Origin of the sequence: Lysinibacillus sp. FSL H8-0500, assembly GCF_038051955.1 — a bacterium.
Classification (GTDB): Bacteria; Bacillota; Bacilli; order Bacillales_A; family Planococcaceae; genus Lysinibacillus; species Lysinibacillus macroides.
Genome location: NZ_CP150292.1, coordinates 4253139 through 4277028 on the forward strand (window position 1 = coordinate 4253139; position 23890 = coordinate 4277028).

Sequence of the window (23890 nt, forward strand, 5' to 3'; positions counted from 1 at the left end):
CCTATAAAGCTTATGATAGGATAAAAAGAAAGATGCTATTGTCTAGTAAAAACAACAGCTCTAAAATGAAGAGGCCCATCGCTTATTCCAGCGTATGAGCCTTGTTTGTATTAATTTCTTTGTAATATTTATGACATGCTCTGTAGTACCATGTAAATAATAGATAAGATAGTAATTGCAGAAACAAAGCTATAAGATGAAGATGCTCTCCTATGCTTCTATCAAAATTCATGGCAAATGCTTGAATGACAAATGCGCTAAGCATCAATATCATAAATCTTTGATAGGTTTTAAAAGTTTTCATTTCTAATGGTAGGTTATGATGAATATGGAGTAGCAATTGGAAAACATAATACATAAAGGCGATGAATAAAAACTGCATAAGCTGTATCCCGATTTCCCCAAACACCTTATAAGCCAGCCATTGATCTAGCTCCACAACAATTGACAGCACCATTAACATGAGCGCCAATTTTTTTGACCAACGCTTTAAGTTATGGGAAGAGGGTAACAAGTGAATACCAATGGCAAAAGAAAGATAGCCAAGAAAATCTGCTAGGATATCTGGTAAGCCAAATAAACTCATATCAAGAAAAACAAAGCCAAAACCAGTCACTAGATAAGCATAAGGATTCTTAAAATCAGTCATTGCCCTTCCCTCCTTTTGATTTTCTCTTTAACCTCGTTTAGCGGCACTTGCCCTATTAAAAATCGATCAACTGAAGCATCCTTAATTTTATCTGATTCATACAAAAATAATAATTGGCTATGGGCTTCATCAAAAAAATCGCTATGGCTTGGTTGCATCGCAGGATCATCTAATGGCTGATGCTCTGCATAGATTAGGTTCCCCACCCAGACGATAAAGGACAACGAAAAAGTCATATAGACTAGCTTTCCTTTTGTATATCCCTTGTGATATACAAATGCAATAAACAGGATTAACACAAGCATTAGAATAATGCCCAATACATTTAAGAGAGTATGCTCTTGCTTATCAATTATCTGTGCTGCATGTTTGAGTTTAAATGACTGACCAGTACTAGCCATCACTAAAAAGACAAGAACAGCGCATGTGACTAGAATAGTGATAGTCGTTGTCACAGAAAATCGTTTATCTGTTTGAGGCTGCTGTTTTAAGAGTTTTTCCCGTAGCTGATATGAAAACTTGCTATCTGGCTCTTTATCAGGACGACTTTTTAGTGTCTGAAATAATTCACTTTGCCGTTTCTCCATCAATCAACCCTCCCTACTTTTTTTCGAAGCCTTGCCATCGCTCGATGAAAATCCACTCGCACCTTTACTTCCGAGATGCCCAATATCGCTGCTGTTTCCTGAATCGTGTAGTCCTTTAACATGCGACAAATAATAATTGTTCGATCATGCGATTTTAATGTCATTAATGCCTCCTGAAGAAATAGCCATTGTTCATGCTGTTCGACCATTTCCAAAGGCTTAGGCACTTCTTTTATAGGTGGTTGCCAGCTAATTTTCTCGATTAACAGACGCTTTATTTTTTGCTTTCTATGTATATCTACTGCTGTATTACGAGCAATGGATAAAATCCAAGTTTTTACTTTATCTTCATTCTTCAGCTTATCCAATTGTTTAAGCACCTTGAAAAATGTTTCTTGTGTAATATCCTCCGCTTCCTCCCGACTATTTGTATAATAAAGAGCAAAATGATATACATCTCGATGATACAATTCGTATAAATGTTCTATTTTCAATCTATTCTTGTGCAACGCTTCACCCCCTTGTTACCTTACAAATAAGTCGCAGCATGATCTTTTTTGTTACACATTTCCTAAAAGTTTTTTTCGTAACCAGCGTCATATACTTTATGCTGTTTATAATGATGTAACATTCTGTTAGAGGGTTTTTCGGGGATTTAAAACAAAAGAAGCCCTTTCGTATGATGTTTGAATGTCAACAGCCATTGACTCATCCATCTATGAAAGGACTGCATTTTATGAATTCTAATATGAACCAAAACATTCACCAAGTCTCAGAAAATACGTAAGTCATTGGTATATATAAGCACCGTGGTCCTAGTTCCTTGCTAAGGACGCATGATCATCTATGACTTTGCCAAAATTTTTAAGATACAGCAATAGAAGACCTAGCCATATTCGTAATTATAAACAAATGGAAGAAGTATATATAAATTATTCAGCAATTAGCTGTCTATTCTTCAAATCTAATTTATAATACCCTTCGTTTGTATCTTTTTCGGATGAACCCGCTCCAACAGGAGGATAAACCTGTAATATGTCATCCTTTACAGTAGGAAATGGGCTTGCCTCACCGTAGAGAAGTGTTTTAGATTTCCCTTCATTTTTAACAATATTCACATGAAAAGCATCTCCATTCGTCTTATCAATTGCAAATACATACCCTTCAACCCCATGCCCTGTTTGATATTGTGGAGTCAGGATATGAATATCTGCATCAGAAAAGCTCCTCTGCTCAAAGGTTAGTTTTTTATCAGTTGGCTGGACAAACAAATAAGCGGGTAATTCCAATAATACTTTCTCTTTTTCTCCTTGCTGATAGACAATGGAGTAGTTACTTTGGAAGGTCTGGTCACCCTCTTGTCCAAGCGTACTTGAAACAACCAAATGACCACGCTCTTCTTTCCCATTAGCAATCATCAGTAACGTTCCCTTACTTACCTGTTGTTCTGCTCGAACTGAATCACCTTCACTGACTGAATCGATGACAATCGACGCTGTTAGTTCTGATGTAGGAAACATACTAGAAATTTCTTCTTTTAAAGTATTTTGCTCATCCTGAGATGCAGCAGGCTTTACATTTTGTTCATCACTCTTACAACCAACAACCACGCTACATAACACTGCTGCTAAAATCACTAGCAATATATTTTTTTTGATAATATTCCTCTCGCTTCTATAAATATTTATATGAAAACAACATTCACTAATCCCTTAATTTAAGGCTGATCTGATATTGCTATACTAGGCTAAAGATCTCCTTATAATCTAAATTTCCTTGCAACATGCTGTAGCTCCATTGCCAGTTCTGATAGCGCTACTGTTGATGACAGGACTTCTTCCATTTTTGCAAGCTGTTCCTCTGTAGAAGAAGTCACCTCTAGTAAGTTTTGCTCTGACATATTCACAAGTTCTCCCATAATCTCATTCATGATAGCCACAACTTCTTGTGTGCCTGCTGACATTTGTTCTGAAGTAGCTGAGATTTCCTCCATTTCAAGACCAAGGTTTTTCATGCTTTCTAAAATCCGTACAAACTTTTGTGCTGTTTCTTCTGTAACGTGAATACCATGCTCAACATTTTCATTTACTACTCTCATCGCTTTCACCGAATTCATCGTATCCTTTTGAATGGTTGCAATAAGCTCTGAAATTTGGATAGTTGAAGCTCTGGATTGTTCAGCTAACTTTTTTACTTCTTCTGCAACTATTGCAAATCCTTTACCATGCTCGCCAGCTCTCGCAGCTTCAATTGAAGCATTCAATGCTAGTAAATTTGTTTGGTCTGCAATATCTGTAATCATGCTAAGAATATTGCCAACTTCTTGAGAGCGGTCACTTAATCCTTGAATGATTTTACTAGACTCTGAAACAGTTGCCTGAATAGTGGTCATCTGTTCAACTGTTTTGGTAACAGATTGATTTCCATCAATCGCATAACTTTCCGTTTCTTTTGTTAATGCCGTAATATGATTACTATTTTCAGCAATCAGTTGAATACCATCAGACATTTCTCCCAATGACTGTGTGCTCTCAATAATACGTGCTGTTTGCACTTTTGTTCCATTGACCACCATTTCAATCGACTCTGATACGTGTTCAATAGATGCTGTTGTCTCCTCAGCACTCGCTCGTAACTCCTCACTAGATGATGCAACATACTCTGAACTTACTGTGATTTCCTTAACCAGTTCATTCAAACTTTCAACCATCTTATTGAATGAAATTTCGATACTGTGCATCTCATCCTTCGTATGAAAAGAAACAGTCGTAGCTAAATTTCCGTTCGCTACATCACTTGCTGCAATTCCTAACTCATTCACAACTTTTTTAATCATCATATAAAGGGCAACAAACATATATAATGATAATAATAAAATACTAGTTATAAAAGATAACATAAGTATGCGGTTGAATTTAAGCTCTTCTAACTGACTTGTCAATGTATCACTTAAAAACGATAAACTATCTTCGTACAATAGGAGACCCACATCAATCGTAGTCGTAGCAATATCCCAGTATTGGTCTGGTTCCATAGAAATTGTACTAGTCAACAACATTTCTTCCGTTACTACATTTAAAAAATAGTCACTTTGTTTGTTAAATGAAAGATAGTCCTCCTCAAGCGCAGATTTCATGGAATGATTACCAAAAGCAATATTTAAGTCTGCTTCAATCTTTTTAAGGTTTTCTGTTGTCTGAATAAATAAATTATTAAGCACCCTATATTGCTCATCTGTCATGCTCTTACTACCAGCAATCTTCATGCCATTAGCACGCATCTTCCCTAAGCTCTCTGTTAAATTTGGAATTGTACTGCTCACACTATTGATTAGATTATAGCTTTCCTTCGTATCTGCTAGTAGTAATCCTGTATTATTTGTGACAATATTCATCGCAACCATAATTTGCTCTGTTAATCCAGAAAAATTAGTTAACACTTCATTGTCATTTTGCCAATTTTTTGATTCGATTGTTGACCAATCACTTTCAATCTTATTTATCTGTTCTTCTATTCCATAGCTGTTCATTAAATTTGCTTCCAATTCATGTAGCTCTTCTAACGTATTTGTGATCTGGGTATGCCTGCTGGTAATCTCATCCTGCACTGAAGTATTTCCACTGACAAAGCTTACAGTTAACCCACGCGTTTGTTGTACTACTTTTAGTAGATCCTTCAAAATAAGATTGTATTTTATCCCCTCATTCCGCATAGTCATTTGCTCAATTTTACGGTTAATATCTACCGTCAACATTGTGGAGGTAAAAATAATAGGAATAGCAAGTATACCTCCAATCAAAATAAACTTCTGTGCATACTTCATTTTATTAAGTAGTTGACCAATGGGAACAAAAAATCTAAACATATTTCCTCCTACTAAGCTATGTCATTATTGGATTGATTTCACTTCATAAATAGTTGCTGTAGGAATTAAAAAGTAATTTAATACCTTATTCATGCTACAAACTCTAAGGATTTATGGAAATGACAAATCCTGTGCAACTATTTTTAGAAATGATGAGATAATATCGTCTATTGGAGATTGCTCAATTAAAAACCTACAAGAAATACCTAGTCAACAATAGTTTAGCTAAAGAAAATAAATTCCTTTAACTTATAGTAAAGCATCACTTATAATTATCATCTTTTTGATATTTCTGAAATTTTTAATTATTTTTATTTTACCACTCCTATCCCATAAATAAATTATATATTTTGAAGTACGGATCAAAAAAATTATGTGGCAGCTCCTTCTACTAAGTGAAGATACAAGCACAAAAGCACAGTCCTATTGTTAGCTATAGGTAAATGCACTAAAATACGTAATATAAAAAGGTGACGAGACCTATGCCACCTTTCTTATTGTCCATTCGTTTTAATCATGTCAAATAATAATGGTACATTTGTGCTTCGCTGCAATGAATGACAGCCCTCCATTAAATGTCCCCAGCTTTTTTGCATTTTTTCTTTATAGGGCAGCTCTACATCCACTGGAAGATAGGCTTGTAAATAGTCGTTAATCGTGCCTGATAAATTTTCGATAAATGCATCTGCTTTTTGGATTTTCTCTGTTGCGATTTCGTTACGTTCATCCCATAATACGTGCTCTAAATTTGTAGAGAAATAAAAAAGCTGATAAGGCACTTTAAAACGTTGAATGCTAAAATGGTCATGGGCAATTAAAATCTTAGCATTTTTTGCCTTCATTTCATTGCGCTGCTCAATTTGCTCCTTGCGCTTATCTGACTTCACCAATATCGCATCCTCTGTATAAAACAAGTTTTGCTCAATGCCCTCGTCTACCTTGACATATTCGGGTGCAATAAAACAGCCATCTGCGTCTGTAATATGCACAACTGCTGTTAAATCCTTTGCTAAAAACTTATATTTTTCTAAGTAGCTTTGAATCGCTTGTACAACACTATTTTTTATATTGGGTATGCGCTTATGCTTATCCCATTTTGTTAACATATCCTCACGCTGTACATCAAAGCGTATGGTTGAATTTGCAAAATGGGCATCTAAATAATCCTCTAAGATAACTTGCTCTGTTTGTCCTTCAACAATAATTAATAGCACCTTTTTAATCATGCTGCACCCCCGCTTTACGAAAGGCACGCTTTATTTTAAATGCTTTTGTTTCCTTATAAATCTCCTCATCCTGCCCACCAAGCTGAATAGCACGAAGGTAAGCATCTCTTGCATTATTTGCTTCTTTCACACCTTTTAACTGCATATACCGATGACTGTCATTAGTTGTTGTAAACCATAGATTGTTAATAGCTAACACCTCTAATACACGTAGATTGTGGGATGTAAAAATAAGCTGCCCTTGCCCATCCTCATCCATCACTGTTAACAGTTCACCTAGTAAATATTCAAAAATGCCCGAATCTAATTCATCAATCACCACACAAGCATTGGGCTTATTATAGACAGCAATAAGCACACTAAGAATGGAAATAATTTTTAAAATCCCCTCTGACTCTGTACGCAAAGGTAATAACTGCTCCCCACGCTGTGATAAAAACTCAAAGCGAATTCCTTGTTCACCATCATCCATCGTCTGCTTCGTTATCGCATTAATCTTTATCGTTAGCTCTGGAATAATAGCCGATAGCACGCGATTACTTTGTTCAATTACTTCACAGAGCGCGTAAAAAGCATCCTCTGGCAATAAGGCTGGTCCCTTTAAATCATAAGGAATAAGACCTCTTGTTTTTTCCAGATGAATGCTAAAGGGCATCATTCGTTCCTCAAATAACGGTGCAATATTTTGTGTATTCACAACATGTAAATCACGCTTAAAATCAACTGCAATATTGTGTAATAACTGCATTTCCTGTTCAGAAAGCCGTTCTTGCACCAAAGGCTTTAAATCCTTATGGAATAGCAAAGATTGATATTGCTTTCTTGCTAATTGTTGAAGGACAAGGAGTTGAATACGTGCCTCTTCATTCATATTTGCTAAACTCGATTTCCGAATATGCACATCTCTTTCTGTTGCAGCCATTAAAATCTTAGCACGTTTGCCCTTCGCATTTTCTTTATAAGAAATTCGTTCTAACGTTGGATAGAGTCGATGCTGATCCTCCTGTAGCTCCACATAGTAGTATAAAAAAAATGTACCAAATTGATTCTCCACTAAAAACTCAAAATCAAGGCTTGCCACCTGCTCTCCTGCCATGATTAAGCGCTTATCCTGTGCAGGTAGCTTTTTATCACCCGAAAGAAGCGTCTTTAATAAAGCAAATGCATCCACAACGGTTGTCTTGCCTGAACCATTTTGTCCATATAAGCCAACAACATTTGCCTGTAAAAATGTGTCGAAATTCACCGTAAGAATAATCTCACCATGCCTTACATTTCGTACATTCTGTATCGTTATTTTTTTGACTTTAATAATTGCCATCCGCTAAACATCCTTTAGCTTTTTCCCCTTAGTATAATGAAAATCAGAAGGTTTTATAACAACACTAGCCTTTAGCCTATAATAATGACCAGCATAGGCATATGTTAGAAAAAATAGAGAAAGGTGTGTTTTATTGGTTTATCCTAGATTAGCTCCTGAAGATTTTAACAGCCAATTCCATCCGGGCATGAAAATATGGGTGTCACTTCCAACAGGTACGTATTCAGGGACATTGATTCGGACATTTGGAGCAAGAGGCAGGACGGCTGAAATCCAGTTAGATAACGGCCAAATCGTCACGGTTGATGTTAGCCAAATCACAGCAGCAGGTACAGGCGCACCACCTGGTAGCTCCTATCCACCTCCATACCCACCACGACCCTATCCGCCGCACTCCTACCCACCTCAACCTTATCCACCCCAGCCGCCAAGACCCTATCCACCACATCCATACCCAGGCGGACAATATCCTGGACAATTCCCTAATTATCCACCTCCACTAATACCTGGATTGCCAAATATACTGCCAGGAATCTTTGGCAATCCAAGATAATGTAAAGAAGGCTTTCCTTTCGTTCAACATTAGAACGATGAAAGCCTTTTTTCATTAGACACGTCACCCTAAAGAAGGATGATAGAACATTTGTTGTCCATTGTATCTAGCCCTGATCCAGAAAAATTTATTGAAGCCAAATCTAGTTAGAGCTATAAACATAACACATTAAGTTCTAAGAAGAGCTATTCCAAAAATCAAAATAAACAACTTTATGAAATAGCTTTTTCGTCCATTATTTAAATAAATCTGGATACATTTCTTTTGCTAAAGCTTCCATACCGTCAATTGTGTTATAGCCATAGCCAAACATATAATTATAATCAACAATATAGATTTGTTTATTTTTAATAGCCTTCATGCTTGAAAGCTTAGGATTTGCATATATTTCTTCACGTACGTTTGTTAAATCAGAGCCATCCCAATTTGGTAAAATTAATACATCTGGGTCTGTGGCAATTAATGTTTCAACACTAACATCACCAGTTTCATCTTTGAAAATATTATCTAGTTTCACCATGCTGAAGGCATCATTAAAGAATGTTTCATCGTGTGCTGGATAAATAAAAAGCTCCTTTGGATCATTTGTATGCAAATAAGCAAACGTTTTTTCATCTTTAATACTTGCTAATTTTGAGGCAATATCTTGTTGTCGCCCTTTTAATTCGTTAATAAAGCTCTCTGCTTTGTCTTGCACATTAAAAATTTCACCAATATTTTCGATATCTTTGTAAATAGAATCATATGTACCGCCTGTTACAGATGACTCTAAAACATATGTTTTAACACCCATTTCATTAAGAGAGTCTACTGTTCCTACTCCCCATTCAGCATTATCAAATAAGCCTCCACGACCGAATACTAAATCTGGATTAGTGCCTAATGTAACCTCTTTGCCAACATATTCATCACTTAAAATAGGTAGCTTTGCATATTCCTCTTCTACCGATTGATCAGGCGCACCAAAGTTCGCACCTACACCTACGATTTTATCGCCTAAGCCTAAATGTAATAATAATTCCGCTGCTGGACGGGTATTTGCCATAATTCTTTCAGGTGCTTTATCGAATACTTGCTCTTTCTTGTCCCATGTTGATCCGCCCTCAGCTCTTGAAAAGTTTTCAACTGTCAATGGATAATGCTCTTTTGTTGGTGTTTCCTCCGATGTTTCTTTTGATGTGTTACCGCAAGCTGCTAATGTTAACAGAGTCGCTAAACCAATTCCTAATAATAATTTTTTCTTCATGATTTTCCTCCTATAGTCCATATGCAAATCCTAAGCCATTTGTCACTGGATTCGTAAACGTTTGACATTTTATATGATATAAAGCTTCTATTGTTTCTGGTGTTAAAACCTCTTGCGGTGTGCCATGTGCATAGATTTTACCATCTTTTACTGCATAAAGATAATCACAGTAATGTGCTGCCATCTCTAAATCATGCAGTGCTGCTAATACCCCAATATTCAAATCCTTTACACAGGATAATATTTCAATTTGATAACGAATATCTAAATGGTTTGTTGGTTCATCCAAAATCATAAATTTGGGCTGTTGGGCAATCGTTCTTGCTAAAATGACCCGTTGCTTTTCACCACCAGATAGTGACAGAAAACTGCGCCCCCTATATGATTGTAGGTTTGTGCGTGTTAATGCCTCTTCTACGATGTCAAAGTCTTTCTGGTTATCTGATTCTAGCATTTTTTTATGAGGTGTTCTGCCTAACATCACCATCTGCTGCACAGTTAAATCAAAGTGCATTTCATTGAATTGTCCAACAACGCCTAAATGCTGAGAAATCTTTTTTTCGGGACTTTTCAAAACATCTAACTCATCTAAAAGGACCATTCCTTTTTGTGGTACTAGGCTTTTATAAATACTTTTTAACAAAGTTGACTTTCCGCATCCATTTGGTCCGATTAAGCCCACAAATTGTTGCTTATTCACATGAATAGATATGTTTTTTACGATTTCCTTTTTGCCGATTTTTACTTCTATTTCCTTTGCTACTAATTCCATTGTTCTACCCTCCGAAGTTGTAACCTTTTTTTACAATCATATAGATAAATAATGGTGACCCAATGACAGAAGTAATAATACCAATTGGTAATTCTACATTTTGGATTAATGTTCGAGACAGAATATCTGCCCAAATCATAAAAAGACCTCCAAGCAGTAGTGTTCCTAACATTAATCGTTTATGGTCTGCACCAAAAATACCTCTTGTGATATGGGGAATAATTAAGCCAACAAAGCCAATCATACCCGCATAAGCAACCATCGTTCCTGTAATGAGCGAGGTAAGAATCATATACAATTTACGATAAGCACTTAGATTGATCCCTAATGTGATCGCTGATTCATCCCCAAGCAACATTGTATTTAGTACACGATGCTGGAAAAGGAATAATGCAGCTCCTAGCACAATGACGATTGTTAAAATCGGTGTTTTTTCCCAGCTAGCAGAGGCTAAGCTTCCCATAGACCAAAACGTAACAGTTTTAATACCCTCAGCATTATTGGCGAAGAAGATGATAAGGCTTGAAAACGAACTACATAATGCACCGATAACCACCCCTGATAATACTAGTTTTACTGAGGTTGCTTTACCGCCAATGCTGGATAAAATAAGCACTGCCATAGAGGTAATCATCGCCCCTGCAAAAGCTCCAAAGGCTACCCCAAATTGTGCTAGCAATGCGCTACTGCCAAAACCAATTAGGATGGCAAAAGTGGCTCCTAATGATGCTCCTGAAGAAATGCCAAGTATGTATGGATCAGCAAGCGGGTTTTGTACAACTGCCTGCATAACAGCCCCACACAATGCAAGTCCGACACCAATCAATAAGGCAAAAACCACACGGGGCATTCTGACCTGTAAAATAATATTCAAATAGGATTCACTATCCACACTATCAAGCGAACCCAACATTCCATTAGATAACGTATGTAGCAAAATATCCATTGATTGCTTGAAAGGGATGCTGACTTGTCCTATCGATACAGAAAAAACGGCAGATATTATAATGGCGCCTATTAACAGCAAAATAATAACGTAATAAATATTGCCCATTCCTATTCTGCTAACGTCCTGTTTATCCAAGATTTCACCTCTATTATACAAAATATAGTTGATAACGATTATCATTATCATTTTGTATTGTAAGTGATAATCTGTCGAAAAACAACAGAAAAATTTTTTCATTATTAAAAAGATAGAAGCTGTCAGGAAAATTTATACCTTCCTGACAGCCTCTGGTTTTAAAAGAAAAAATATCAATACATCTTCTCAGATACTTACTAGTCATTGTTTTACTAAATATAAAAGATTCAATGTTAGTCGTTATTTTGAGCAATATTTAAAAAGGATTCTCGATATTGTGCATCTACCCCATAACAACTATATGATTCATCACCATCTTCTGCGTATACTGAATACTCATAGCTCGCTACATTTCTTCCTCTCGTAAAAAAAGATTGACCCACCGCTGTATGCTGAATATAGGGCACTAAAGTAATCATGTGAAATGCCTCTAACCAATAATAGCCCGAATGTCGAATACACTTTTCATCTACCATCAAGCCTGCATGCTTCCAGCGCATATATCCTACATATAAATAAAATATTAATAACCATAAGCCATACAAAAAATAAGGATGAATATACGCTAAACCACAACATACGACAGTAGGAAACCAAATTGCATTTAATAAATAATCTGGTAGCACAGATGCTTTTGCCCTTTCTTGGATTGATTCCACTTGAAAGACAGGTAATTGCTGTTGAATAAATGCTGCTACCCGTTGTTGCTTTATAATAGGACATAAAAGTATACTTCCATCATTTCCAATGACATCCACTCTGATCTGTGCGTATCCAAATAATTGAAAAATCACAGGCTGTAAAATTTGCACAGACCGCACTTCATGTAAAGGTATTTGATCAGATTTTTTATTCAACAAACCGTAAGATATATGTATATACCGCCCCGCATTTTCACTATGAAAGTTCCAATATGTAATCATCATATAAATCGCTAGTATAAAAATTGCTAGTATTGCAAAGGCAAAGAATATCCATACTAACGGAAGTATATCCTGCCAGGAAAGCTCCTTAATAGTTTGAAAGGCTTCTTTAAACCCCATTTGGCCTGCATCTTTATTCCATTCATCTACCCAAAAGCTCGCTAACTTAAGAGAAAAATTCACCAAAATCATAGTAATGGATAATGAGGCAAGAAACAATTTCCAATCGGTTGTTGCGAGTAATAAACCTTGAAAAAAGGATAGACGTTGTTGTGATTTTTTAGGTTGTACTAAATCATAAGAAGGAAAAAAAGTATTTTTAATTCTTACAATTTCTTTATTTGTTAAAACAAAGGAAATTTCATCTCCTCCTACTAATTCAATATTAAAATTTGACACACCTACTAGACGCTTTAATAATGAATCAGAAATCCAAATAGATTTTACACGATTAATGGGAATTTCATGATACTTTTTAGCAAAAACACCTTCGGTAATAACAATTTTGTGCTTATCAAAGGAAAAGATTTTATGATACCACAGCAATATAGAACACCCAATAATCAGCAGACAAAGCAATGAAAATCCGATATTTAATATTTTTTCATAAAATTGATGAACACCAATCAAGCTAAGAATCAACATACATATAGGATATATTCTCTCTTTAATAATGGCATAATTGATATATATAATTTCAAGAACATGATCTCTTTTCTTGCTCATCCTGATCAATTCCCTTCTCAATCAAGAACCTTGTAATATTCTCTTTTAATTTCTCCGCTACATCCTTTTTGATAAATTGGATACTATGGTAACCACCAGCCGTATATATGCCTATACTATATAAATTAAATAAACGTGAATAAAAATTTTGAGTAATATTTACATGTTGAATACGCCGAATTGGGATGGTATTATGCCGAACAGTTAGTCCCCCCTTGATTAGCTGAACTCTTTCTTTTTCCTCTATATATCGGAAATTTTTATAATAAAAAATATTGATAATCCCTTCATAAAGAAAATGCACTATATAATAAATAGTGACAAGTATACAAATTTTTCGCATTAACTCATACTCTTGAAAAAAATAATACACTAGTCCAATTACAAATAATCTTGTTACATAATATTGTAAATCATCTAAAAGCCATATGATAATTGATGCTTTTTCTACTTTTTGCACAACTCCTCACCTCCATTACTCATTATAAAGTATAGAGCTTATTACTTTTTCTGTAGCAGCCTCTCTTCCTCGTAACAAGCTCTCGTATATTACAGGGAAATTGTAATCGCATCCTAAATTTTAATATCTACCGCTGAGCTTGAAGTATCTGTATTCAAAACCTCATGGCCATCAGTGCTTGCTTCATTCGTTAAACCTGTTGAAGAGGTATGTTGTTGCTGCTCCTCATCCTCAGATAATTGCTTGTGCTCCTTAGGGTCCTCTTTTGATATACGCAATGTAAGCGATTTACCATAGAGAGCAGGATCATGTTCAATTAAATATTTATGATCCTTCATTGGAACTTTATCACCAGCTGTAATACGCCTTGCAATTTCCAAACAGGTCATATAAATTTTTAGTGCATCTTTCTCCGCCTCCATTTGTTTTTTAGTAGCCTCTGTTTCTCTCTTTAGTTGCTCTGCTATCTTCTCTTGCCTTTTTAACTCCTGTTCCCGCTCTTGCTGCTTCTTCAATTGTTTTTCATCATCCATTGCTTGCTTTGGTACCTGTGCTTGAACTATAGATGACTGGGGATAACCGTTAGCTTCAATACGCATCTGCCTTCCTCCCTCTCATGTAAAAGAATGTCTTAATATATTATTCGGTTAAAATACTGACAAATGAACTATAAATTTACTTATAAAAAACCTCTTATGATGTTGATTTATCATAAGAGGTGCTGATTTTAAAGTTCTTTAATGGTTGGATAGTGGAAATTTTCTTGCTCATTTAACTATGCTACAATTGCTAAATATTTTATACTCTCAAAGCTTCTTAAGCATGAGAATGAAACAGTTAAAAGCTCCATATCTATTATTTCTTCTGTGTTTTTAGTAATATATACTATTGCTTCACTTTACTTGCAGCTCGTTCTGAAAAGCGTTTCCCATCGACAATAAATCGTTCATGTGTATCACGACTAATAATATCTATTCCGTCATTTGCCTCTACATCAAATTCTAATCGACGTCCATCTACTTCATCAGCTTCATGACTTACATTAATATGCGTACCAAGCGTTAATTCATTCGGAAAATCAAGGTGAAGATTAATCGCTTGCGTACACGTCCATTCTAAAAGATCAACAAGGTAGCCTGTCGCAAATACCTCTCGCATCTCGCCAAACTCTTCTGATTCTGGGTAAAGATTTGGTACAGTTTTTGACTGTGGTACAACAAACTTCATTTCATGCTCAATACCAGCTTGTAGTGATTTGTTTATGTTAAATCCTCATCATAGTATATTTATATGAATGAAATTTCTGAAATATTTTTGCGTCAATTATTTGAAATACCATTTAAGTGCATTCGTATATAGTATTTTATCCACAGCCTGTTCATCAAAAAGTTGTTGAATCAATTCGATATCTGCAACATCAAAAGGTCTTTTTGCTCTTGTAGATGGTAAATCTGTACCAAACATAAGGGCATCTGGATTAATGGTATAAATCGACTTTAAGGCATTTTCAACATCCAATGCTACACGTCCAAAGCCAGTAGCTTTTACATGTACCCCTTTATCTACTAGCTTTAATAAATGAGGTAAGCCTTCTTCCGACAAGCCTAAATGGTCAATTGAAATAGCAGGTAATTTTTCAATGTTTGATGCGATTTCAGGTAGCTCTTTTGCATCAATATAAAGCTCGCTATGCCACTCCACTAAATCATGCACTCTTCTTGCAAAGTAATCCAGCTTCGATAAATCTTCTGAACCACCTCTTTTAATATTAAAGCGTAACGCTTTTACCCCATTGTCATTTAGATTTAGTATTTCTTCGTCCGTCACTGTATAAGGTAATTGTGTTACGCCACAAAATGTTGGACCTAATTGTTGTAATGCCTTTACTAAATAGTTTTGGTCAAACCCCTGGAATGATCCAGATACGATAGCCCCACCTAATACATGTAAGTCAATAGTTGCCTGTTGGTAGTCTTCTGCAACATAGCTAGGTGGTAAATAGCCTTGGTTTTCGATAATTGGAAAATCAAAATCAATAATATGAAAATGTGCATCAAAAATTCTCATTCTAATCCTCCTTTCTTTTTCAATATACCAGTTCTATTTCATAAAAAAATATAGGTTATTTATAAAAAGCCATAAGTTTTTCTTATTTGTTATATTTTTGAAACGTTTATCTACAATAAAATCCTTATAAATAAATTTTAAAAACATAAAAAACCACCTCTCATAATTTTTAAAATTATGAGAGGTGGTAGTTACTTTATGACGCACTATTTCTTAAAAAGATGTAGTTTTTAATTTTATCATCTTACTAAAAGCTGTCTAATTCCTTGTTACATTAAGGATTACATCATACCAGGCATTCCCATTCCGCCCATATCAGGCATACCACCGCCTGCACCAGCTGGCTCTGGGATATCTGCTACTACTGCTTCTGTTGTTAAGAATAATGCTGCTACAGATGCTGCGTTTTGTAGTGCTGAGCGTGTTACTTTTGCTGGGTCTACTACGCCTGCTTCGATCATGTTTACCCATTCGCCTGTAGCTGCATTGAAGCCTACACCGATTTCTTCACGTTTTAAGCGGTCTACAATGATAGAGCCCTCAAGACCAGCGTTATTAGCGATTTGGCGAACTGGCTCTTCTAAAGCACGTAGAACGATTTTCACACCTGTAGCTACGTCGCCTTCTACTGACTCAGCCGCTTTTTCAACCGCTGCATAGACGTTAAGAAGGGCAGTACCACCACCTGATACAATGCCTTCTTCAACTGCTGCACGCGTTGAGTTCAATGCGTCTTCAATGCGAAGTTTGCGTTCTTTTAGCTCTGTTTCTGTTGCAGCACCAACTTTAATCACTGCTACACCACCTGCTAATTTAGCAAGACGCTCTTGTAATTTTTCTTTATCGAATTCAGAAGTTGTTTCAGCAAGTTGTGCACGGATTTGACCAATACGTGTCTCGATTGCATCTGCACCGCCTACACCTTCAACGATTGTTGTATTGTCTTTTGTTACAACAACTTTTGCTGCGCGACCAAGAGCAGAAATATCAGCTGATTTTAGGTCTAAACCTAATTCTTCTGTAATCACTTGACCACCAGTTAGGATAGCGATATCTTCAAGCATTGCTTTACGACGATCACCGAAGCCAGGCGCTTTTACTGCTACAGCATTGAATGTACCACGAAGCTTGTTCAGAACAAGAGTTGCTAGTGCTTCCCCTTCAACATCTTCAGTAATCATTAATAGTGGACGACCTTGTTGTACTACTTGCTCTAATAACGGTAATACTTCTTGAATGTTTGTGATTTTTTTATCTGTAATTAAAATATATGGGTTTTCAAGCACTGCTTCCATTTTATCTGTATCTGTTACCATATAGTGTGAAGCATAGCCACGGTCGAATTGCATACCTTCTACTACATCAAGCTCTGTTGTGAAGCCTTTTGATTCTTCAATTGTAATAACACCATCGTTACCAACACGCTCCATTGCTTCAGCGATCAGTTGTCCAACTTCATCATCAGCGGCAGAAATAGCAGCGACTTGTGCAATTTCTTCCTTATTGCTTACTGGACGAGAAATAGCGTGTAACTCTGTAAGTGCTGCTGTCACTGCTTTATCGATACCTTTGCGGATACCTACAGGATTTGCGCCAGCTGTAACGTTTTTCAAGCCTTCACGAATAATTGCTTGTGCCAATACTGTTGCTGTAGTTGTACCGTCACCAGCGATTTCGTTTGTCTTAGAAGCAACTTCTGCCACTAATTTTGCCCCCATGTTTTCGTATGGGTTTTCTAGTTCGATTTCTTTTGCGATTGTCACACCGTCATTTGTAATAAGCGGTGAGCCGAATTTTTTTTCTAAAACAACATTGCGTCCTTTTGGTCCTAATGTGACCTTTACAGTGTCTGCTAATTTATCTACACCTTGTAACATTAATGAACGAGCGTCTTCTGAGAATTTAATATCTTTTGCCATGTGAATTTACCCTCCTGAAATGGAATATTCGTTAAGCTTTATCAATATGTTTATATTAATTTTAGCTTAATTTAAATTGTCATTAAGTTGACAATAATCATAAGCATTTACCTTATTGGTGCATAAAATCTTAGTTTATTCAATAACTGCAAGAATATCGCTTTCGCGTAAAATTAGGTATTCATACCCTTCAAATTTAACTTCTGTACCAGCGTATTTAGAGAAAATAATACGGTCGTCAACTTTAACGTCAAGCTCTACACGTTGTCCATTCTCTAAAACACGCCCTGTCCCAACTGCGACAACTTTACCTTCTTGTGGTTTTTCTTTTGCTGAATCAGGTAACACAATACCGAATGCAGATTTTTCTTCTACCTCGATTAGCTCAATTACAATACGATCTCCTAGTGGTCTTAACAAGTGAAACAACCTCCTAATAAATTAAATAATAATGAATGTTTTATTAGCACTCAATCACATTGAGTGCTAACACATTTATTATGATAATCAATCACTCTTTTTTTTGCAAGTCAGAACTTCTAAAAATTTTGTTTTCTTTCTATATTCCTCTACAATAGAAAGAGAAGCCTATGAATGGAAAGGATTTTGATTGTGACAAATTCTCAAAAAATAAAGAAACACAAGAAAACAGCTCTGTATGTTTTACTAATTTATATTCTTATGCAAATCTCAGGGCGATGGTTGCTCTTACCGTTTCATACGTTTATTCAGAAGATAACAGGTCTATCTCCTGAACAAGCTGCACCTATTACGCAAGGCTGGTATATTGCTCTTAGCTTTGCCATTGCGCTTATTTTAAGCCTCATCCTAACCTCTCGTGATAAAGACTTTTGGAATGTTTATCAAGGGAAAAAGGAAACGATACCCCTTACAATCGTCTGGGGAATTGTTGGCTTCTTTCTGGTGTTCTTTGGTCAAATGATTGGTGCTGTTATTGAAATGACCCTGTTTGGTGTTGAAGGAGGTTCCCAAAATACCGCAGATATCGTTGCACTTGCGAAGGGCGCTCCCATTGCTATAGTAGCGATTGTTGTATTTGGCCCAATCTTAGAGGAATTTGTTTTCCGCAGAGTCATATTTGGATCGCTTGTCCAAACAACAAATTTCTGGATTGCTGCTATTGTCAGTGCTATATTCTTTGCGCTTATACATTTCGACTTTTCCCATATCCTGCTTTATACGATATGTGGCTTAATTTTTGCCTTTTTATATCACAAAACAAAACGCATTTGGACTTCCATTATCGCACATATTATGCTGAATGGTTTTGTGACACTTGTACAATTCTATGCAGAACCCTTGCAAAAGTTTCTTGAAGAACTAGAAAAAATGCAATAAATTTTCATAGAACTTACAAGGTAATACACAGTGTTGTCTTCTCTTATCAAAGAAAGGACAATAGAATCAACCCTAAAAAAGCAACAGAATGAACTGACCTAGTCATTTGAGACACACATAAAACACCTAATTAGGCTGCTTGCTTTCCAAATTCAAGGGGAGTTAAATAGCCTAATTTTTCTTGTATTCGCTCCTCATTATATTCTTTCATATATTTAATTACACGTAATCTAGTTTCCTCATTTGTTAACGAATGATGTTTCACTCGTTGAAATTCCTCTGTTTTTATATTGGAATGGAACGATTCAATCACCGCATTATCCCAACAGTTTCCTCGACGTGACATGCTAGGGCGACACTTCATCTCCTCCAATAAATTTTGATATGCGTAAGATGTATAAACACTCCCTTGGTCCGAATGCACAATCACTCCTTTGGGATCATTTCTAGCTTCTAAAGCCGCCTTTAATACATCCATTACCAGAGGTGTCTGTTGATGGTCATAAAGTTTGTATGCAACAATCTCGTTATTATATAGGTCCAAAACCGTCGCTAAATACATGGTTGTTGACCCATACTGAATGTACGTAATATCTGTTACCCACTTTTCATTGGGCGCCGTAGCTGTAAAAGAGCGAGCTAATAAGTTAGGGGCGATTATTTCGGGTCCCTGATCCGCTTTAAATCGACGTTTCTTTTTCACCCGACATTGGAGGTTGTGCTTTTGCATCCATTTTTGAACGGTATTACGGTTCAACTGATAGCCATATTCTTTGTGTAATAAATGCTTAATTTTACGGTGTCCATAACGATACTTCGTTTTCTCACAAAGCGTAATAATGGCCGTTTCAATGGGAGAATGTTCATCAACGCCTTCTTTCGCCCAACGATAATATGTTGCACGTGGGATATCTAACACCTCTAAAATGAGTGTGACTGTATATTTCTTACGTAACTTCGCCACGGTTTGTAAGATTACTTTCCGTTCAACTCCTTTGCGATTTCCATAAACTTTTTTAAAATCTCATTCTCCATTTCAAGATGCATCATTTTACGATCCTTCATTTCTTGTTCACTTTTTCCTTCGGGTCCATGTCCATACGTATACTGCTTGCCTACTGGTTGATCAAAGCGATAAAGCTCCTTATTTTTGTACCAACGCATCCATGTTTCCACTTGTGATTTATTTTTAATCCCGTATTTCTCCATAATCTCTTTCGTCGTTAATTCACCGGCTAATTTTTCTTTCACAACGGCCCACTTTACATCAGAAGAATAACTACTCCTTGTCATAGAAAAACACCTCCAGAATGATTGAATATGTACATGTTTATACATACCCATTTCAGAGGTGTTTTATGTTGTCTTATGAAATTAGGTTAGTCCAGTTCCCGGGAACACACCCCGAACTTTTTTTACTAGCACTCTCATTGTTTCCCGGAGATACACCAGCCCATGAAGCTAAATGTCTGGAGGTTGGAAATTGAGTCATATCTGTACCGATTTCCACAATAATGCAGGCTACTGTATGTTCCTTTATTCTAGGAATAGTTAAAAGAATATCTTTCTCTTCTTGATAAGACTGGAGGAGGCTATGGATGCGTTCTTCCAAATCTTGAATGGATTTCTCTAAGAATTCGATATGATTCCAAGAGCTTCTAATCATAAACATTTGATGAGCATCTAACGTTCCAAAAAGTGATGCTGAAATGGTATCTGCCTTTTTTCGCAGAGAGTGGTGAATACTAACATCCACATCATTTTGGTCCAGAAATCCTTTTTCTACTAATTGATTTAAAATTTTGCGTCCAGAAACGCCAAAAATATCAGAGATAACGGAGCCAAGTTTGATGTTAGAGCACTCAAGAACCTTAGAGATTCTGTTCTTTTCTGCTGTTAAGTTGCCAATCCACTTTTTTCGTAATCGAGTTAAATCACGTAATTCACGAAGATCCTGAGATGGCACAAAACTTTTCTCAATTAATCCATGGCGGTGAAGTTTAGCTATCCACTCTGCATCCGACACATTTGTTTTACGACCTGGAACGTTTTTAATTCGTTGTGCATTCGCAATAGTAATATCGAAGTAGCCTTCCAAGATATTGTAGACTGGCTTCCAATAGATGCCGGTACTTTCCATCGCAATATGTGTGATTTCCTTTTCTTCTAACCATTTCAATAATTCAAACAAACTTTTAGTTAAGGTTGAAAAAGTCTTCGTTTCTTTTTGGATAGTATCATCATTTGCCCCAGTTAGCGCACAAACTACAATCTCTTTTTGATGAACATCCATGCCCGCACAATGAGTTACTAAAGTGTCCAAATAAATCATCTCCACTATAAAGTCTATGGAAAGTGGAATAAGCTTGGTCAAACAGCATTTTTCTATCCGTGATCATCTTCAAAAAAAGAAGAGTCAACAAAGGGGTGTTCACAAGGCAAATTCCAAACAGTTTCTTATACAGGGTAGAACCATCACAAAAACACTCGTAAATGTACTCTCCATAGCATTAACCAGTATAGGTAAATGGACAAAAGAAAAAACCCGGGCGAATAAATTTTCATCCCAGGGTATGGGTGTTAAATCATGAGAGTTTCTTATGAGTTTACATGACAAAGTCTAGAAAAATCTGTTGGAAAACTCAGATGACAATTAAATTAATTTAATCGACAGCCTAACTGCGAAAAACTGATTAATTCTAAATACGTTGCATTTTGTAAGTCCTTTGATAACAGTGTACCACTGATGCTACGTAGACTTTCTATTTCATTCAGCTGTGCAAACAGCAATCATTTCAAGAATGAAGCGATATAAAGCTTCTTTATATAGATATTTAATTAATAAATTTCAACTAATTTCTCCATTTGTATAGAAGAAATCGGTGAAAACCATTGTTCAAATGATGTTTTTCGTATATACCTATCCATGCTTATGTCCTTTAATTTGGATTTGGAAGTTTACTACCATCCAACCATTATAAAGGATTTTTTTATTCCTGGATTAAATTACGGAAAATTTGGACTTAATAGAAACATTGGGTTATTTTAATTCGATACTAGCGCATCACACTATCTTGTTAAAAAGTCTGTTTGTTTTATAAAGTGTTTTACATTAAGTTTAAATTTAACAAAATAAACTTTCTCTTCTATGTTTTTACATAATTACTAGAAATACTATACTTTGACATATAAAACACCCAAAAGTTAGATTTTTGACACTAACTTTTGGGTGTCACTTCAATTCTAAAATTGATTACTGATTATTTAATTCTTCAATTTGTTTCCGTTGTAACCCAAGTGCCCCTTCAACCTGCCGTTTTTGCTCAGCTTCTCGCTCTTCTTTTAATCGCATTTCTTCTGATCGCAAGTATTTTTTATAACCAATACGTGAGATCATAATGCTAATTTCATATAGCATAAACAATGGTACTGATACCATTAAATGCGTAGCCAACTCGGGCGGTGCGATTATAGCTGCACACACAAACAAACCAAAATAGGAATACTTTCGAAAACGAACTAGTGTTTCAGGAGACAACATTCCTATACGTGAAAAGAATAGGACTACAATCGGTAATTGGAAAAGGAAACCAAATGGTATAGTAAGTCTAAATAAAAATGAAAAATATTCCTTTATACCAATTGTCGGCAGTACTTCTAATTCATTCGATAAACTCATCATAAATTTTATGACATAAGGAAAGAAGTAAAAAAAAGAAAAGGACAACCCTGCTAAAAACAATAAAAACGAATATGGAATATACCTTAAGGTTGCTTTTCGTTCTATGTCCCTTAGTCCTGGACTTATAAATGCCCACAATTGGTACATCAGTACCGGCGAAGAAAGAACAAATGATATTAAAAAAATAACTTGGATATAAATTGAAAGTGGTGTTACTACATCAAATGTATGGAGTACTATATTATAGGATTCCCCAGTAATTTGAAGATATTTAACAATTGGCTTTGCAACAAAAAAGCTAGCAATCATGGCAAGAACAAAGAAAACGGCAACTATGAACAGCCGCTTTCTTAACTCTTCCATATGTTCAATAACAGTTAGATCTTTTGGATTCATTCCTCAAACATCCTAACTTATTTATCTAATTCTTTCTTTTTCTTGTCATCATCGTCTTCGTCGGCTAAACCTTTAGTAGCATTTTTGAATTCACGTAATGTTGAACCAAATGCCTTACCAAGCTCTGGTAACTTTCTAGGACCAAAAATTAGTAATGCCACAACTCCGATAATAATGAGGCTCATAGGACCAATACCACCCATTAAAGCCACCTCCTCTTTATATCCATCATTTTAACGCATATTTCGTCAATTTGCTAACTAATTAAATGTGAACGTTTTTCGTCACACTACTAAGCCTGCATTGCTAGTAAAGAGCAACTTTATCAATCTTCCTGATTACGAATTAAATAAATAAGAGCTTGCAACTCTACCGATAAATCGATGGTTAATAACTGCATTCTATCAGGCACAGTTAAACGCTCAGGCGTGAAGTTTAAAATACCTTTTGCATTCATAGCAGCTAAACGATCAGCCATTTTCTGAGCTGAACGTGAAGACACTGTTAAAATAGCAAGCTCTGCTCCGAATTCTGCATATTTTTCCTCTAGTAAATCTGGATGAAACACAGGGATATTACTAATCATTTTTCCATCTTTAGGAGCTTTTGAATCGAATGCCACAACAATATGAGTATTATGATTTTTTTGAAAATTATACTTTAATAATGCACTACCTAAATTCCCCACACCAATTAACGCAACCTTTGTCGTTTCATGCTGATCAAGCGTTTGACTAAAAAATTGTAATAGATGCTGGACATCATAGCCATAGCCCTTTTTGCCAAGAGCACCAAAATACGAAAAATCACGGCGAATGGTTGCAGAATCTATTTTCATCGCTTCACTCAGTTCCTTTGATGATATGCGCTCCATACCTTCCTGTGCAAAGTTTTGAATAAATCGATAGTAAAGAGGAAGTCTTTTTGTAGTGGCCTGTGGAATTTTTAATTCTTGTTTCAAACTTTTTCCTCCTCATAGTATACCTAATCCAATTTTACTGCATTTAGCTATAACTATATACAAATATTTATGACCCACTAGCGTATTTCTCTTT

Annotated in this window: 25 protein-coding genes and 1 pseudogene; 2 read left to right on the forward strand and 24 right to left on the reverse strand. The window is 35.9% G+C overall.

What is annotated here, in order from left to right:
• Positions 1 to 82: 82 nt before the first annotated feature.
• The 7 genes from MHB44_RS20345 to MHB44_RS20375 form a co-directional block, all read right to left on the reverse strand.
• On the reverse strand, positions 83 to 649 hold the full coding sequence (locus MHB44_RS20345) for a hypothetical protein (RefSeq protein ID WP_341300628.1): 567 nt from the start codon (positions 647 to 649) through the stop codon (positions 83 to 85).
• A complete protein-coding gene (locus MHB44_RS20350; RefSeq protein ID WP_341300629.1) occupies positions 646 to 1236 on the reverse strand; it encodes a hypothetical protein in 591 nt (196 codons plus the stop codon). The genes MHB44_RS20345 and MHB44_RS20350 overlap by 4 nt, the downstream gene beginning before the upstream one ends.
• On the reverse strand, positions 1236 to 1745 hold the full coding sequence (locus MHB44_RS20355; protein ID WP_341300630.1) for an RNA polymerase sigma factor: 510 nt from the start codon (positions 1743 to 1745) through the stop codon (positions 1236 to 1238). The genes MHB44_RS20350 and MHB44_RS20355 overlap by 1 nt, the downstream gene beginning before the upstream one ends.
• A gap of 423 nt (positions 1746 to 2168) precedes the next feature.
• Positions 2169 to 2873: a hypothetical protein gene (locus MHB44_RS20360; protein ID WP_341300631.1), complete on the reverse strand. Its 705-nt coding sequence runs from the start codon at positions 2871 to 2873 to the stop codon at positions 2169 to 2171.
• Positions 2874 to 2995: 122 nt separating this feature from the next.
• Positions 2996 to 5101, reverse strand: coding sequence for a methyl-accepting chemotaxis protein (locus tag MHB44_RS20365; RefSeq protein ID WP_341300632.1), 2106 nt, complete (start codon positions 5099 to 5101; stop codon positions 2996 to 2998).
• A 494-nt stretch (positions 5102 to 5595) separates the two neighbouring features.
• Positions 5596 to 6327, reverse strand: a complete 732-nt coding sequence (locus MHB44_RS20370; RefSeq protein ID WP_341300633.1) for a hypothetical protein — start codon at positions 6325 to 6327, stop codon at positions 5596 to 5598.
• Entirely contained in the window at positions 6320 to 7648 is a 1329-nt protein-coding gene (locus MHB44_RS20375; protein ID WP_341300634.1) for an AAA family ATPase, read from the reverse strand. Before MHB44_RS20375 ends, MHB44_RS20370 begins: the two co-directional genes overlap by 8 nt.
• 133 nt (positions 7649 to 7781) lie before the next feature.
• Here MHB44_RS20375 and MHB44_RS20380 point away from each other — a divergent pair, with 133 nt between their 5' ends.
• Positions 7782 to 8201, forward strand: a complete 420-nt coding sequence (locus MHB44_RS20380) for a hypothetical protein (protein WP_341300635.1) — start codon at positions 7782 to 7784, stop codon at positions 8199 to 8201.
• A gap of 235 nt (positions 8202 to 8436) precedes the next feature.
• On the opposite strand, the gene MHB44_RS20385 is transcribed toward MHB44_RS20380, so the two are convergent.
• The 10 genes from MHB44_RS20385 to groES form a co-directional block, all read right to left on the reverse strand.
• Positions 8437 to 9447: an ABC transporter substrate-binding protein gene (locus tag MHB44_RS20385; protein WP_341300636.1), complete on the reverse strand. Its 1011-nt coding sequence runs from the start codon at positions 9445 to 9447 to the stop codon at positions 8437 to 8439.
• 10 nt (positions 9448 to 9457) lie between these two features.
• Complete coding sequence (locus MHB44_RS20390) at positions 9458 to 10219, reverse strand: ABC transporter ATP-binding protein (protein WP_341300637.1); 762 nt, start codon at positions 10217 to 10219, stop codon at positions 9458 to 9460.
• Between the two features lie 4 nt (positions 10220 to 10223).
• Positions 10224 to 11303 carry an iron ABC transporter permease gene (locus MHB44_RS20395; RefSeq protein ID WP_341300638.1) on the reverse strand — a complete coding sequence of 360 codons (1080 nt, stop codon included), beginning with the start codon at positions 11301 to 11303 and terminating at the stop codon, positions 10224 to 10226.
• 233 nt (positions 11304 to 11536) lie between these two features.
• Positions 11537 to 12952, reverse strand: coding sequence for a PH domain-containing protein (locus MHB44_RS20400; protein ID WP_341300639.1), 1416 nt, complete (start codon positions 12950 to 12952; stop codon positions 11537 to 11539).
• Positions 12924 to 13412, reverse strand: coding sequence for a PH domain-containing protein (locus MHB44_RS20405; RefSeq protein WP_341300640.1), 489 nt, complete (start codon positions 13410 to 13412; stop codon positions 12924 to 12926). Before MHB44_RS20405 ends, MHB44_RS20400 begins: the two co-directional genes overlap by 29 nt.
• Positions 13413 to 13525: 113 nt before the next feature.
• On the reverse strand, positions 13526 to 14011 hold the full coding sequence (locus MHB44_RS20410) for a hypothetical protein (protein WP_341300641.1): 486 nt from the start codon (positions 14009 to 14011) through the stop codon (positions 13526 to 13528).
• Between the two features lie 286 nt (positions 14012 to 14297).
• Entirely contained in the window at positions 14298 to 14639 is a 342-nt protein-coding gene (locus tag MHB44_RS20415) for a thioesterase (protein ID WP_341300642.1), read from the reverse strand.
• A 96-nt stretch (positions 14640 to 14735) separates the two neighbouring features.
• A complete protein-coding gene (locus MHB44_RS20420) occupies positions 14736 to 15479 on the reverse strand; it encodes an amidohydrolase family protein (RefSeq protein WP_341300643.1) in 744 nt (247 codons plus the stop codon).
• Positions 15480 to 15760: 281 nt separating this feature from the next.
• Complete coding sequence (gene groL / locus MHB44_RS20425; protein WP_053995289.1) at positions 15761 to 17398, reverse strand: chaperonin GroEL; 1638 nt, start codon at positions 17396 to 17398, stop codon at positions 15761 to 15763.
• Between the two features lie 135 nt (positions 17399 to 17533).
• Positions 17534 to 17818, reverse strand: coding sequence for a co-chaperone GroES (gene groES / locus MHB44_RS20430; RefSeq protein ID WP_341300644.1), 285 nt, complete (start codon positions 17816 to 17818; stop codon positions 17534 to 17536).
• A gap of 174 nt (positions 17819 to 17992) precedes the next feature.
• On the opposite strand from groES, the gene MHB44_RS20435 reads away from it, so the two are divergent.
• Positions 17993 to 18757, forward strand: coding sequence for a type II CAAX endopeptidase family protein (locus MHB44_RS20435; protein WP_341300645.1), 765 nt, complete (start codon positions 17993 to 17995; stop codon positions 18755 to 18757).
• 130 nt (positions 18758 to 18887) lie between these two features.
• Here MHB44_RS20435 and MHB44_RS20440 read toward each other — a convergent pair whose 3' ends face one another.
• The 7 genes and pseudogenes from MHB44_RS20440 to MHB44_RS20470 form a co-directional block, all read right to left on the reverse strand.
• The gene (locus MHB44_RS20440) at positions 18888 to 19721 is read right to left on the reverse strand and encodes an IS3 family transposase (RefSeq protein WP_341300646.1); all 834 of its coding nucleotides are present in this window, start codon (positions 19719 to 19721) and stop codon (positions 18888 to 18890) included.
• An 11-nt stretch (positions 19722 to 19732) separates the two neighbouring features.
• The gene (locus MHB44_RS20445; protein WP_341300647.1) at positions 19733 to 20050 is read right to left on the reverse strand and encodes a helix-turn-helix domain-containing protein; all 318 of its coding nucleotides are present in this window, start codon (positions 20048 to 20050) and stop codon (positions 19733 to 19735) included.
• A 73-nt stretch (positions 20051 to 20123) separates the two neighbouring features.
• A complete protein-coding gene (locus MHB44_RS20450; protein ID WP_341300648.1) occupies positions 20124 to 21080 on the reverse strand; it encodes an IS110 family transposase in 957 nt (318 codons plus the stop codon).
• Between the two features lie 322 nt (positions 21081 to 21402).
• Positions 21403 to 21685, reverse strand: a pseudogene (locus MHB44_RS20455) (DUF4372 domain-containing protein); the annotation flags it as partial.
• A 325-nt stretch (positions 21686 to 22010) separates the two neighbouring features.
• Entirely contained in the window at positions 22011 to 22835 is an 825-nt protein-coding gene (gene tatC / locus MHB44_RS20460; protein ID WP_341300649.1) for a twin-arginine translocase subunit TatC, read from the reverse strand.
• 17 nt (positions 22836 to 22852) lie between these two features.
• Entirely contained in the window at positions 22853 to 23038 is a 186-nt protein-coding gene (locus tag MHB44_RS20465) for a twin-arginine translocase TatA/TatE family subunit (RefSeq protein ID WP_341300650.1), read from the reverse strand.
• A 122-nt stretch (positions 23039 to 23160) separates the two neighbouring features.
• Positions 23161 to 23796, reverse strand: coding sequence for a redox-sensing transcriptional repressor Rex (locus MHB44_RS20470; protein WP_341300651.1), 636 nt, complete (start codon positions 23794 to 23796; stop codon positions 23161 to 23163).
• Between the last annotated feature and the right edge of the window lie 94 nt (positions 23797 to 23890).

Excerpts from the sequence above, each read along its gene's own strand:
- MHB44_RS20345 (WP_341300628.1), bottom strand. The coding sequence starts at position 649 with ATGACTGATTTTAAGAATCCTTATGCTTATCTAGTGACTGGTTTTGGC.
- MHB44_RS20350 (WP_341300629.1), bottom strand. The coding sequence starts at position 1,236 with ATGGAGAAACGGCAAAGTGAATTATTTCAGACACTAAAAAGTCGTCCT.
- MHB44_RS20365 (WP_341300632.1), bottom strand. The coding sequence starts at position 5,101 with ATGTTTAGATTTTTTGTTCCCATTGGTCAACTACTTAATAAAATGAAG.
- MHB44_RS20370 (WP_341300633.1), bottom strand. The coding sequence starts at position 6,327 with ATGATTAAAAAGGTGCTATTAATTATTGTTGAAGGACAAACAGAGCAA.
- MHB44_RS20375 (WP_341300634.1), bottom strand. The coding sequence starts at position 7,648 with ATGGCAATTATTAAAGTCAAAAAAATAACGATACAGAATGTACGAAAT.
- MHB44_RS20385 (WP_341300636.1), bottom strand. The coding sequence starts at position 9,447 with ATGAAGAAAAAATTATTATTAGGAATTGGTTTAGCGACTCTGTTAACA.
- MHB44_RS20390 (WP_341300637.1), bottom strand. The coding sequence starts at position 10,219 with ATGGAATTAGTAGCAAAGGAAATAGAAGTAAAAATCGGCAAAAAGGAA.
- MHB44_RS20400 (WP_341300639.1), bottom strand. The coding sequence starts at position 12,952 with ATGAGCAAGAAAAGAGATCATGTTCTTGAAATTATATATATCAATTAT.
- MHB44_RS20410 (WP_341300641.1), bottom strand. The coding sequence starts at position 14,011 with ATGCGTATTGAAGCTAACGGTTATCCCCAGTCATCTATAGTTCAAGCA.
- MHB44_RS20415 (WP_341300642.1), bottom strand. The coding sequence starts at position 14,639 with ATGAAGTTTGTTGTACCACAGTCAAAAACTGTACCAAATCTTTACCCA.
- MHB44_RS20420 (WP_341300643.1), bottom strand. The coding sequence starts at position 15,479 with ATGAGAATTTTTGATGCACATTTTCATATTATTGATTTTGATTTTCCA.
- groL (WP_053995289.1), bottom strand. The coding sequence starts at position 17,398 with ATGGCAAAAGATATTAAATTCTCAGAAGACGCTCGTTCATTAATGTTA.
- MHB44_RS20435 (WP_341300645.1), top strand. The coding sequence starts at position 17,993 with ATGGAAAGGATTTTGATTGTGACAAATTCTCAAAAAATAAAGAAACAC.
- MHB44_RS20445 (WP_341300647.1), bottom strand. The coding sequence starts at position 20,050 with ATGACAAGGAGTAGTTATTCTTCTGATGTAAAGTGGGCCGTTGTGAAA.
- tatC (WP_341300649.1), bottom strand. The coding sequence starts at position 22,835 with ATGAATCCAAAAGATCTAACTGTTATTGAACATATGGAAGAGTTAAGA.
- MHB44_RS20465 (WP_341300650.1), bottom strand. The coding sequence starts at position 23,038 with ATGGGTGGTATTGGTCCTATGAGCCTCATTATTATCGGAGTTGTGGCA.